This is a genomic window from Geobacillus proteiniphilus, assembly GCF_001908025.1.
GTDB classification, from domain to species: domain Bacteria; phylum Bacillota; class Bacilli; order Bacillales; family Anoxybacillaceae; genus Geobacillus; species Geobacillus proteiniphilus.
Window position 1 is genome coordinate 20,744 of sequence record NZ_MQMG01000016.1, and the last position, 12,621, is coordinate 33,364.

Sequence of the window (12,621 nt, forward strand, 5' to 3'; positions counted from 1 at the left end):
AAAGGCAGGCCTTCGCCTACCTTGATCGTACCGTGTTATCAACATCTTTTTATCATATACACCAAATGGTCTCAAACGCGGACTCCCCAAGACTGTTTATACATAAAGCCCTTTCTCTTTCAAACGCATCTTTTCCTTGACGTTATGGTTGACAAGATAGGTCGGATAATATCCCGACAATACATCGGCAACGTTTTGAGCGGTTTTCCGTTTTAATTCTTTTTCCGATTCCTCAGAATACCAGGCTACATGAGGAGTAATGACCACGTTTTCCATTTTCAGGAGAGGGTTGTCCGGTTGGATCGGCTCACATTCCGTCACATCGAGCCCAGCGCCGCTGATTTTTCCCTCTTGTAAAGCGCGAATTAAAGCGGATTCATCAATGACCGGGCCACGAGCCGTGTTGACGATGATCAATTCCTTTTTCGCCAAGTTAAATTGTTCGTCGCTGATCATTCCTTTTGTTTCTTTAGTCAACGGGGCATGAACGGAAATGTAGTCCGATTGTCGGAACACATCGTTCAGTCCAAGCAGTTGAACATTGAGCTCGTCAGCCACTTTAGCGGGGACGTACGGGTCATAGGCAATAACGCGCAGTCCAAAAGCTTGGGCCTTTTTCGCCAACGCTTGCGGAATTCTTCCCAATCCCACAAGACCGAGCGTTCTCCCCCGCAGCCGGTAAATCGGCTTGCCGACATTAAAATTCCATGTACCACTCTTTACTTCGTGATTCAATTTGACGATTTTGCGAGCTAGCGAAAGCAACAGCGCCAGCGCGTGATCCGAGACCTCATCGATCGAATAGTCCGTTACATTGGCTACAATAATACCCTTTTCGGTGGCAGCGTCTACATCAACTGTATTGACACCGACGCCATATCGGGAAATGATTTTGCACTTTTCCAGTTGTGCGATTACCTCTGCAGATATTGGAGCATACTGGTTGATAATGGCGTCGGCGTCCCTGCACGCGGAAATGACTTCCTCCTCTGTACGACACTGGGTGGCGACAAACTCCACATTGAGAGATGAAAGCACTTCTTGTTCAGGTGCCAACGTTTGAAATTCGTAGTCTGTCACCACAACTTTAAATCTATCCATATCGTTCTTCCTCCATTTCGTGAAAAATTCGGATTTATCGCTGAAAGACGTGCTTGGTTTTTAGACAATCATGATTGCAATGTTGCTCCAAACAAGATGGAACAAAAAGGAGAAAATCCATTTTGATTTTCTCTATCATCGAGTCTTTGAGTCTGTTTTTGTTAAGCATATTTTGTGGGTGAAGAGCCGAAATCCCAAAAAACTGCTTTTATATCTACCATTCAGCAACGGAACCGTCAGCATGACGCCAAACGGGATTTTTCCAATTATGTCCAACCTTTGCCATTTCTCTCACATACTCTTCGTTAATCTGTATTCCTAAACCGGGGCCTTGTGGAATTTTGACATACCCGTTTCGATACTCAAACACAGAGGGATCCACTAAATAGTCAAGAAGATCATTCCCTTGATTATAATGAATGCCAAGGCTTTGTTCTTGGATAAAAGCGTTGTACGACACAGCATCCACTTGTAAAGAGGCTGCCAGTGCAATCGGCCCCAACGGACAATGGGGAGCTAAAGCAACATCGTATGCCTCAGCCATTGCAGCAATTTTTCTTACCTCGGTAATACCGCCGGCATGAGAAAGATCAGGCTGAATGATATCGACGTACCCGTCAGATAAAACCGTTTTGAAGTCCCAGCGTGAAAACATTCGTTCGCCGGTTGCGATCGGAATATTGGAATGTCTAGCAATTTCTTTTAACGCTTCATTATGTTCGGGTAATACTGGTTCCTCAATAAACATTGGGTGATATGGTTCAAGCTCTTTCGCTAAAATTTTCGCCATCGGCTTGTGAACACGCCCATGGAAATCGATTCCAATCCCAAATTCGTCACCTGTCACTTGACGTACCGCGGCCACCCTTTCGACCGCTTCCTCAATCTTTTTAAACGAATCAATATATTGAAGCTCCTCTGTTGCATTCATTTTTACTGCCGTAAACCCCGTTTCTTTCGCTTTTTTAGCCGCTTCGGCAACGTCGCTTGGACGATCGCCACCAATCCAACTGTAAACCCGAATAGAATCGCGAACCGGGCCGCCAAGCAATTGATGAACCGGGGCGTTGAAGTATTTCCCTTTAATATCCCAAAGCGCTTGATCAATTCCCGAGATGGCGCTCATTAAAATGGGGCCTCCACGGTAAAATCCCCCCCTGTAAAGAACGGTCCAATGCTCCTCAATTGCCAGTGGATCTTTGCCGATCAAGTAGTCGCTGAGCTCCTCCACCGCTGCTCGTACGGTACCGGCTCTTCCTTCGACAATCGGCTCCCCCCACCCCGAGATTCCTTCATCCGTGCTGATTTTTAAAAACAGCCACCGCGGCGGGACAAGAAACGTCTCGAACTTCGTTATTTTCATGTTCATTCTCCCTCTCTTGATAAAGCGTTTCTGACCGTTTCAACAAATTTTTGCGCTGTTTCCCTAATTACATCAAATCTCTCTTCTTCAATAGCCCGTTTATCTAATAAAGCGCTTCCTACCCCTACAGCGACCACACCGTTGCGGATAAACTCCGCCGCATTATCCAACGTTACACCACCTGTCGGCATCAGTGGAATATGTCCCAGCGGACCGCTTAGCTCCTTAAAATATTTCGGGCCTAAAGAACCGGCTGGAAATACTTTCAACAGGTCAGCTCCCATTTGATACGCCTTAACGATTTCCGTCGGGGTCATCACGCCAGGAATAGAGATTTTCCCGTATCGATTGGTTAAAGAGACCATTTCTTGATCGAAAATAGGCGAAAAAATGAAGTCTGAACCAGCTTCTATCGCCCGTTTGGCTGTCTCCGCATCGAGGACAGTCCCCGCGCCAACGATCGCCTTGTCTCCGAACGTTTCCTTCAGTGCAGCGATCATCTCAAAACTGCCAGGGCTATCCACCGTCACTTCGAGCACCTCGACTCCCCCGTCGATAAGAGCCTCAGCAATCTGAAAAATTTGCGACCGTTTCGGTTTTCGAATTACCGCGACCAATTTAGATTGCTTCAGCCGGTTTAAATGCTCAAGCTTATCCATACTTGTCTCTCCCCCTTTATCGTTTTACATCTCGTTGGTACGCGGCACCTTGCAAAAATTCATCGAGTTCTTCTCTAGTTGGCAACCCTTCAACATCTCCATTCGTCCCCACCACGATCGCGCCGACTGCATTCCCTCGCCTAACCGCCTCAGAGATTGGCACGTTCTGCAAAAGTCCACTGATAACCCCAGCAGCGAAGCCGTCGCCCGCTCCCACCGGATCCACGATCTGCGGCACAGCAAATCCTTTGACATATCCTTCTTCGCTGCCAAACTGATAATACGCCCCACGCTCTCCCAGCTTAATGATGACCAGTTTTTCCTCTCCAAAAAAACGGGCAATATCCTCGGGGGTATTTCGACCGGACAGCAATTCTCCTTCATCAAGACCCGGCAAGATAATATCTGCCTCTGCCGCGATTTCCATAAGCACCTGTCTTGCCTTTTCAATCGTCCATAGCTTCAGTCGAATGTTCGGGTCAAACACAATTTTGACACGATGCCGTTTCGCTATTTCTATAGCTTTGAACACCGTCTCTCGGCACGACGTGCTGAGGGCGGGGGTAATTCCCGTAATATGAAGAAACTTTGCATTGGCGATATACTCTTCATCCAAGTCGTCAGGAGACAGCAAACTAGCTGCCGAGTTCCTGCGATAATAATAGACTTTTATATTCGAAGGCGAACGTTTCTCTTTAAAGAAAATCCCTGTTGGAGCTTCATCCGTATAAATGCAGCGGGATGTATCAACTCCCTCGCCCCTCACAAATTTATGGATATACCTTCCAAACGGGTCATTTCCTAACTTGCTAAACCAGCCGACGGAATGGCCGAGTCTTTGTAACCCGATGGCGACGTTCGATTCAGCTCCCCCAATTTGTTTCGAAAAATGACTGCTGTACTCAAGCGGAGTCATGGCTTCGGATGTAAATAAGACCATTGTTTCTCCAAATGTGACGACGTCGAGCGTTTTCATGATGAGCCCTCCAAGCGTTTGCTTTCATCATCGACCGAAACATCGGTTTAAAATGTCGGTCCAATTCTCCAAATACCAAAGTCGTGCTGTTTTAAGATCTCAGATTTGGTCAGCTTTCCCGAGGCAGTAAGGAGCAATTCATCGAAAATTCTCCTCCCTACGGATTCAAGCGACTCTTTTCCTTCGATAATTGTGCCAGCATTGACATCCATATTTTCCCTCATTCGCTCAAACATTGGGGTATTCGTAGCGATTTTGATTACCGGTGCAATCGGCGATCCGGTTGGCGTGCCGCGGCCACTCGTAAACAATACGATCTGCGCCCCGCCAGCAACCATTCCTGTCAGCTGCTCAATATCATGCCCCGGAGTGTCCATCCAAACGAGCCCTTTTTTTGTCGGACGCTCAGCGTAATTGATCAGCTCTTGCAAAGGTCTCGTTCCAGCTTTGGCCGCTGCTCCAAGCGATTTTTCTTCGAGAGTGGTGAGTCCCCCCTTTCGGTTTCCAGGGCTTGGATTCCCAGTGCGGATGTCCACTCCCATCATAATGGCCCGTTTCTCCATGGCTTCAATGACTTCATAGACCCTTTTCGCCACTCGATCATTAACGGCACGGCTGGCTAAAAGGTGTTCGGCTCCAATCAGTTCAGTCGTTTCCGCTAAAACGACCGTTCCCCCTCTATCGACAATCATGTCGCTGACATACCCAACCGCCGGGTTAGCGGAAAGACCGGAGCATGCATCGGATCCACCGCACTCCGTTCCAACAATCAATTCGCTGACATCAAACGGCTCGCGCATGACTGTTGAAGCATCTTGCACCATTTTCGTGGCGATTCTCGCCGCTTCGGCAATCGCCCCGAGTGTTCCACCATGATCTTGAATAGATACAAGCTCAACCGGCTTGCCGCTTTTTGCAATTTCTTGAGCCACGTTTCTTCCTTGATGGGTTTCACAGCCAAGCCCCATCACCACGACGCCATATACGTTCGGATTTGTTCCCATGCCGACATACGTACGGAACGTCTGTTCATAATCCACTCCTACTTGGGCGCATCCGTGCTGATGAATGAAAGTGACCGTGCCATGGACCAGCTCCGTCACTTGTCTTGCCGCCTGAGTAGCACACACAATGGTCGGTAAAATGAGCACATGGTTTCGAACTCCCACCCGTCCATCAGGACGTCTATACCCCCAAAATTGAGCGTTTTCCATGCTTTTGATCTCCCCTTCCCCTTTTTCCTTCCACGTTATGGACGTGAACGTGCTCTCCTTCGGCAATATCATTCGAAGCGACCCCGATTACTTCCCCATACTTTAAAACATCTTCTCCTTGTTTGATTGGCACAATGGCAAACTTGTGCCCAAACTCAATAGGTTGCTTTATGGTGATGTCCTGTTCCCGGTTTTGATAGGTAATTTTTACGACGCTTCCAGCTGGAATAAAATCCAAGGCAGTGGCGACGTTGTCTTTTGGGTTTAAGATTACGAAACGATAGGGCGACATTGTATCCCTCCTTTCCTACTTAGACCTTGGCATTTTGCACGCCTGTCACTGGAACGCCTAACCCTTCAGCGCCTAATTTTGACGTAACCGCTTCCGGATAATATTGTTCAACGATCCGCATTCCTAGCGCCGCCCGACGCACTCGTTCCCGACATAATTCAATGTTCACCGATTCCAAGTGTTTCCCGGATGGATAGACGTCTGGATGGTTGCGCAAACCGAACTTAATATAAACAGGCGCCAAAATACGGATGATCTCAGGGATCTCATAATGTCTAATGAATCCACCGAATCCGTCGGGTACTTCCACGTACACATCAAGAGGAAGGTTAACCGTCTGGCGGATCGCTGCCAGCTTCGGCAAAGTTAAGGCAGTCGGAACGTTATATGTGTCAGCCCCCAACTGCTCCATCAGCTTAATTGATACCGGATTTGAGGCCATCATTTGTACCGACACCTTGATGACAAAGTTTTGCGGCAATATCCCTCGATGTTTCATTTCTTTTGTTAAAAGCAGCAACCCTTCATCTGCCACTAAAGCCCCTCTTACTCCTAACTGGGCTGCTCGTTTCAGGTCCTCAATAGCATAAACTAGCTGATCCATCCCTTCATGTCTTAACCCCGCCGCTTTTCCGGAAGGCGTCAATGGCAGTGCGCTAATATCCCATGTGCCTCTTGGGCCGACAAAAAGGCTAAGCTCAATCCCACGGCTCGCGCACATCTCGCACATATCGCTAATTTCCTCATCTGTCAACAGCATAATCCCACTCCCTTGCGACACCCGATGGATGGTAATTCCTAGACGATCCGCCTCGTCAAGGACAGCCTCCAGCGCCCGCGGCCCTTCAACGCTCGGAATCTCCACCCGATATTGTGCCCCATCGGGGAAGCGTTTGGCGGAAGTAGGAAGATCGTAACAGTCACCACCTGGATAACCTAGCGATTCAAGAAACTCTCTTGTTTCCTTCATAAACATGTTGACCACCCCTTCATTTTCTATGTAGCCATTCTGAAAACGCTCTTTTCTATTTTCTCACTTTGTTTATATGAAGATTATGTTTATTCAGAAACATATGGACACGTTCTTTCAAATCCGCGCACTCTTTTAAAGGCAGCCTCAGTGCTGTCTGCCGACCTAAAATCAACTGATGAACGGCCTCTTTAATCGCAAGAAACAGCGGTTGAGAAAGCTCGTAAATTTCCATAAGCCGCAAAATCGACGCGTTCGCTCTGAACGCATCTTCGTATTGTTGGGATTGAAAGCTCTCAAACAGCCTGACGGACAGCTCAGGACAAAACACAGCCGTACCGTTGATAGCACCTGCCGCTCCCATTTGCAACGATGGAAAAAGAAGATCATCAAAAGCGGCAAACACGGCGAAATCTTTTCTCTGTTCCTTAATGCGGATTAACTGACGAATATGACCTAGTTTCTCTGTTGTATCTTTAATTCCAACAATATTTTCCTGATCCAGCGCGAGCCTCAACACAAGATCCGGAGACAAATCTTGCCCAGTCAGCAACGGAATATTGTAAATCAACAAAGGAATGCGAATGCTTTGAGCCACGCTTATATAGTAGTCATATAGCTGGCGCTCCGTATATTTCCAATAAAACGGGTTAACGACAAGTACACCGCTCGCTCCGATCGATTCAGCATGTTGTGACAAAGAAATTGTCTCCTTTAGCGATGTCGACCCTGCGCCAATGAGAACTGGAACACGCCCATCTATGTACCGTATCATCCGCTCCGCAAAATTTTTCCTCTCTTCGGTCGTCAACGTGGAAAACTCTCCCGTGCTTCCCATATAGAGCAATCCATGAACGCCTCGCTCGATCAAGTAGTCGGCGAGAAGATAATTTGCTTCCCAATCAAACTCGCCTTTCTCATTAAATAAGGTGACAACTGGAGGAATAATACCTTTCAAGTTGTAAGCCATTCTTGCCCACCCTTTCATATATGGCAATATAAATAATATCCTCCAAAACAAAGGCTGATCACTGCCGTTGTAAACTCCATCACCTTCCCTATATTAAGACGCATCTTGCCCAATATAATGGGAATGACTAAAGCAGTAGTAAAAGAAGACATTCCAATAATTGTCCCTGCGCCAAAAACCAAAATGTATAAAGCAGCGACAGCAAAATCGTCTACAGTTGACAAAACGAGAATTGTTAAAGCTGCACTTCCCGCTAGACCATGTACTCCGCCAATCGCGACCGATTTGACGTAGACCTTGTTGTTCGTATTATCTAAGGAAAGATGCCCGCTCCGCCTACTCATGGCAAACAACGAGTTTACCCCTAAGTAAACAAGCATCATCCCAACCACGATTTCAAAACCTGATTCGATTTCTGGGGGGATTTGAAATTTGAGAATAATAGCTAACAGACCGACTACAAACAAAACAAAACTATGCCCCAATCCCCAACACACACCCGCTAATAAAGAGCGAAACAAACTTTTGCTTTTGCTTGCAATAGTTGAAACGGCTATCACGTGATCCGGCTCGAAAGAATGCTTTATCCCCAACAACAGACCAGCTATTAACGTTGAAACGACCCCTGCCTCCATTCGTCATTCTCCTTTTATCCTTCTTCTAGCCTGTTCCGCAGCTTCTGCATAAACGTCTAAAAAGGCTACTTGATGAGTGAGCGCTGCTTCCTTCACATCCTCATACTCCGGCATCTGCCTGATCACCTTTCCCTTGTGTATAGCCTGTTTAACGCGAATATTTCCGTATGATGTAGCAACGGTCACAACGTCTCTTTCTAAAACCTCTCGCACCCAGATATCTTTTCGAATGCCAAGAGTCGTTGTCTCTTTCAGCATAAATTGCTCGCACTGCTCTACATGAGTTGCTGAAGTCAAAACCGTCAAAAGAACACCGGGACGGTTTTTCTTCATAAAAACAGGAGTATAAAATACATCAAGCGCTCCTTTTTGAAAGAGCCCATCCATCACATATCCAAGCGCTTCTCCTGGCATATCGTCCAGCTGACACTCAAGAATATAAACCGTCTCTTCTTTTGAATGGAATAACGATGGACCACTCGATGTAATACGAGTTTCCTCCCCAATTACTACCCGCAACACGTTTGGCTGATCAGGCAAGTCACGTGTCCCGGCGCCATATCCAATTGCCGATATTTTCATCGAGGGAAGCGGCCCGTATGAATTCACCTGGCTTTTCACAATCCCCGCCCCAGTTGGAGTCGTCAATTCAAACGGCAAATGGTTAGAAACGACTGGTACGCCTTGAAGAATTTCTAACGTTGCCGGGGCTGGAACAGGATATACACCATGTGCACAACGAATAGATCCGTGTCCTAACGGAATAGGGGCAGAAATAATATAATCGATATGAAGCTCCGTGAGTGCAATCGCTGTAGCGACAATGTCGACGATTGAATCAACAGCTCCAACCTCGTGAAAATGAACGTTTTCAACGGGAATGCCATGGATTTTTGCCTCTGCGACAGCAATGCAATGAAAAATTTGTCCGGCCCGTTGTTTAACCTCCTCGCTTAGTTCCGAACGACGAATCATATCGATAATATCTGAATAATGTCTATGGGCATGATGGCTTTGATGATGATGTCCTCCTTCGATGCTCTCTTGTATAATGACGTCGAATTTCGTAGCAGAAATTCCTTTTTTCACTACCTTCCCCCATTGCAATTTATAACCGGACAGGGACAATTTTTTCAGTTCTACCTCGATTTTCTCCGACGGCACACCCGCATCCACAAGAGCACCCACCATCATATCACCGCTGATTCCCGAAAAACAGTCCAAGTACAAAATCTTCATTTTTCTTCTCTCCCTAACGCTTTGGCCTCAGCAATGGCCTGCTCGATCACAGCCATAATGGTAGCAGCATAATACCCCGCACCAAACCCGTTATCAATATTCACGACGGAAACACCGCTTGCACATGAATTCAACATAGTAAGCAAAGCTGAGAGCCCTCGAAAGTTTGCACCATATCCAACACTTGTAGGAACAGCGATAACCGGTTTGGAAACAAGTCCACCGACCACACTCGCGAGTGCTCCTTCCATCCCAGCAACTACAATGACGACACGGGAACGTTCAATCATCTCGATTTTGTCGAGTAATCGGTGAATACCCGCAACGCCTACATCATATATTCGCTTTACTTCGCACCCTAATAACTCAGCCGTTACCGCCGCCTCTTCAGCAACAGAAAAATCTGATGTCCCCGCGCTAACAACCGCTATATAACCTGGTTTTTTTATTTCGACATAATCATGAGAAATCCAATAAAAAATATTGCAATCATTCCGATACTCAAAATGTTCCGTTGGATAACGTTCCTTGAGGTTGGCCGTCAGGTAAGAAGCTTTCTCTTGATCAACGCGTGTAGCAACCACCTTTTTATGAAATCTCATTAATCGTTCAAAAATACCAAGTAAATGCTCCCTTGATTTCCCTTCTCCAAAAATGATCTCCGGAAATCCTTTTCTTCGCTCCCGCTGAATATCTAATGTGGCATATCCGAGATGATCATAGGAGGCGAGAGTTCGATATGCTTCCTCTACTGAAATACTCCCTTCTTTTAACTTGTTCAGCATTTCTTTTATAACCTCGCTCATTTCACCATTCCCTTTTCTAACATCTCATTCATACTTCCAGATTTATATCCTCTAAGATCAAGGGTCACATATAAAAAACCTAACTCTTTCAACTTGTTATAAATCGTTTGACGATGCCTGATCACCATTTCCATCTCTTCAGGCAACACTTCGATTCTCGCTATTTCTCCATGGTGACGAACACGAATCTGACGGAAGCCGAGATTGAAAAGGAATTCTTCAGACTGGTCCAGTTGCTCGATTTTCTCTTTTGTAATTTTTTGTCCATAAGGAATGCGAGAAGATAAACAAGCGAACGACGGTTTATCCCATGTTTCCAGGCCCATTTCTTTCGATAAAATTCGAATCTCTTTCTTGTATAGCTCCGCTTCTTGAAGAGGACTCCGAACCCCGAGCTGCCTAGCCGCCTGAAGCCCTGGACGATATTCCCCTAGATCATCCATGTTGGAGCCATCAACAACAGTGTAAGTCTCACTATATTTTCTAGCTAATTCTCCTAAATGGGTGTATAAATTGTTTTTGCAGTGGAAACAGCGATAAAGATCATTTTTGACAAAGTCCTCATTCTTGAGTTCATTAATTTGAATTTTTATATGTTTAACCCCTATTTGCTCCGCCAGTTTAGTTGCATGTTGCACTTCACGAGTTGGAAATGTTTCCGAAACAGCAGTCACGGCAAGCACCTGATCGCCCAGTACCTCTTTTGCCATTGCCAATAAAAACGTGCTATCTACCCCGCCGGAAAAAGCAACTAATACATTTCCCATTCCCTTAAGAATATGGATGAGCTGCTCTCTCTTCTGCAATAAATGTTTCTCCAACCCACTCTCCCCCTTTCCGTTGTCATTGTCCATAAAACTATTTGGTGAGAAGGTGTCCCCTAGTAATGGGACACCTATGTGCTATTCTGTAAAACCTATTGCTTAATTAGGCTTTCACAAATACAGTTTTGATTGTTGTGAAAAACTCAATGGCCGCCTGTCCTTGTTCCCGAGAATGTGAGCTTGATTGCTTCATTCCGCCAAACGGTGCTTGGTACTCAACCCCCGCTGTTTCTGCGTTGACTTTGACCAATCCCGCCTCAATATCCTTAATGAAGTCAAGAATATTCCCAATGTTTTTCGTATAGATCGAGGCGCTCAGCCCATATTCTGTATCGTTGGCCAATTCAATCGCCTCCTCAATGCTGTCGACTGGAATCAACACCAATACTGGGCCAAAGATTTCTTCGCGGGCAATCGTCATTTGAAGGTCGACCTCTTCAAAAATCGTCGGCTCGACGTAAAAACCGTTGGCCAGTTCGCCTTCTGTACATCTATTGCCTCCATAAATCAATTTGGCGCCTTCAGCTTTTCCCTTTTCAATATAGGATAAAACCGTATTAAGCTGCGATTCACTGGCGCATGGCCCCATCCACGTTTCAGCATCCATGCCATTCCCGATTTTCAGCTGTTTCACCCGTTCAAGAAGTTTTTCTTTAAACGGTTCGTACACTTCCCGCTCAATAAAAACGCGGCTTGTGGCTGTACATTTTTGCCCCGTTGAGCGCAAACCACCGCTGATCGTCCCCTCAACAGCGAGATCCAAATCGGCGTCTTTGGCCACAATAACCGGGTTTTTCCCCCCCATCTCGAGCTGGTATTTGGCCCCGCGCTCAAATGCCGCTCTTCCGACTTGTTTTCCAACCGTGTTGGAGCCGGTAAAGGTGACGCCATCAACATCTGGATGGTTCGCGATCCCTTGACCAATGACGGATCCAGAACCGCACACCATATTGACGACCCCTTTCGGGAAGCCCGCTTCATGGAAGCATTCAATCACTTTCGCCGCTGTCACAGCTGTTTCGCTTGCCGGTTTGAGCACGACCGTATTTCCGTACACAAGCGCCGGCGCCATTTTCCAAATCGGAATCGCGACAGGGAAATTCCACGGTGAAATGACGCCAACCACACCAAGCGGAACGCGGGTTGTGAACATGAGCCCTCCACTGTCGCTCGATGGGATGACATCGCCAATTTTCCGCGCTCCTTCACCCGCATAGTAACGCAATATATGAACGCCCCTCATCGTCTCCGCTTTTGCCTCGGCCAAAGTTTTTCCCATTTCTCTTGTCATCGTTTCGGCAATGTCCTCAAGGCGCTGCTCTAAAAGAAGCGCCGCTTTATACAAGTACTCTCCTCTCTCGATCCCAGATCGCTTCCACCACGATTTCTGCGCCTGTTTGGCCGCAGCTACAGCCGCGTTTAAATCTTCCAGTGTCGAGCGCGGAACATACCCGACAATGTCATTTCGATTTGCTGGATTGATGCTCGGTTCGACGTTCTTGCTCACCGAACCGACCCAACTACCATCAATGTAGTTTAAATACGTTTTGATTTCTGTTTGCACAGCCATCT

Annotated in this window: 13 protein-coding genes; all 13 read right to left on the reverse strand. The window is 46.7% G+C overall.

All coding sequences use genetic code 11. The features are described from left to right. Window positions 1–96 precede the first annotated feature (96 nt). On the reverse strand, window positions 97–1,101 hold the full coding sequence (locus BRO54_RS07275) for a C-terminal binding protein (protein WP_011231440.1): 1,005 nt from the start codon (window positions 1,099–1,101) through the stop codon (window positions 97–99). A gap of 214 nt (window positions 1,102–1,315) precedes the next feature. Continuing rightward, window positions 1,316–2,464, reverse strand: a complete 1,149-nt coding sequence (dgoD, locus tag BRO54_RS07280; RefSeq protein ID WP_074043571.1) for a galactonate dehydratase — start codon at window positions 2,462–2,464, stop codon at window positions 1,316–1,318. 2 nt (window positions 2,465–2,466) lie between these two features. Further along, window positions 2,467–3,123, reverse strand: a complete 657-nt coding sequence (locus BRO54_RS07285; RefSeq protein WP_011231442.1) for a bifunctional 4-hydroxy-2-oxoglutarate aldolase/2-dehydro-3-deoxy-phosphogluconate aldolase — start codon at window positions 3,121–3,123, stop codon at window positions 2,467–2,469. Window positions 3,124–3,139: 16 nt separating this feature from the next. Continuing rightward, complete coding sequence (locus BRO54_RS07290; RefSeq protein WP_011231443.1) at window positions 3,140–4,099, reverse strand: sugar kinase; 960 nt, start codon at window positions 4,097–4,099, stop codon at window positions 3,140–3,142. A 47-nt stretch (window positions 4,100–4,146) separates the two neighbouring features. After that, window positions 4,147–5,313: a UxaA family hydrolase gene (locus BRO54_RS07295; RefSeq protein ID WP_011231444.1), complete on the reverse strand. Its 1,167-nt coding sequence runs from the start codon at window positions 5,311–5,313 to the stop codon at window positions 4,147–4,149. Continuing rightward, window positions 5,285–5,605: a UxaA family hydrolase gene (locus tag BRO54_RS07300; protein WP_011231445.1), complete on the reverse strand. Its 321-nt coding sequence runs from the start codon at window positions 5,603–5,605 to the stop codon at window positions 5,285–5,287. The genes BRO54_RS07295 and BRO54_RS07300 overlap by 29 nt, the downstream gene beginning before the upstream one ends. 19 nt (window positions 5,606–5,624) lie before the next feature. Then, window positions 5,625–6,581, reverse strand: coding sequence for a U32 family peptidase (locus tag BRO54_RS07305; RefSeq protein WP_011231446.1), 957 nt, complete (start codon window positions 6,579–6,581; stop codon window positions 5,625–5,627). Window positions 6,582–6,630: 49 nt separating this feature from the next. Then, window positions 6,631–7,563: a dihydrodipicolinate synthase family protein gene (locus BRO54_RS07310; protein ID WP_239691227.1), complete on the reverse strand. Its 933-nt coding sequence runs from the start codon at window positions 7,561–7,563 to the stop codon at window positions 6,631–6,633. After that, window positions 7,560–8,180: an urease accessory protein gene (locus BRO54_RS07315; protein WP_011231448.1), complete on the reverse strand. Its 621-nt coding sequence runs from the start codon at window positions 8,178–8,180 to the stop codon at window positions 7,560–7,562. The genes BRO54_RS07310 and BRO54_RS07315 overlap by 4 nt, the downstream gene beginning before the upstream one ends. Window positions 8,181–8,183: 3 nt before the next feature. Then, entirely contained in the window at window positions 8,184–9,419 is a 1,236-nt protein-coding gene (gene larC / locus BRO54_RS07320) for a nickel pincer cofactor biosynthesis protein LarC (protein WP_011231449.1), read from the reverse strand. Beyond that, the gene (larB, locus tag BRO54_RS07325; RefSeq protein ID WP_011231450.1) at window positions 9,416–10,225 is read right to left on the reverse strand and encodes a nickel pincer cofactor biosynthesis protein LarB; all 810 of its coding nucleotides are present in this window, start codon (window positions 10,223–10,225) and stop codon (window positions 9,416–9,418) included. The genes larC and larB overlap by 4 nt, the downstream gene beginning before the upstream one ends. Next, complete coding sequence (gene larE, locus BRO54_RS07330) at window positions 10,222–11,046, reverse strand: ATP-dependent sacrificial sulfur transferase LarE (RefSeq protein WP_011231451.1); 825 nt, start codon at window positions 11,044–11,046, stop codon at window positions 10,222–10,224. Before larE ends, larB begins: the two co-directional genes overlap by 4 nt. Window positions 11,047–11,152: 106 nt before the next feature. Next, window positions 11,153–12,619 (reverse strand): alpha-ketoglutaric semialdehyde dehydrogenase GucD, encoded by a 1,467-nt coding sequence (gucD, locus tag BRO54_RS07335; protein ID WP_011231452.1) that lies wholly within the window; start codon window positions 12,617–12,619, stop codon window positions 11,153–11,155. Window positions 12,620–12,621: the final 2 nt, after the last annotated feature.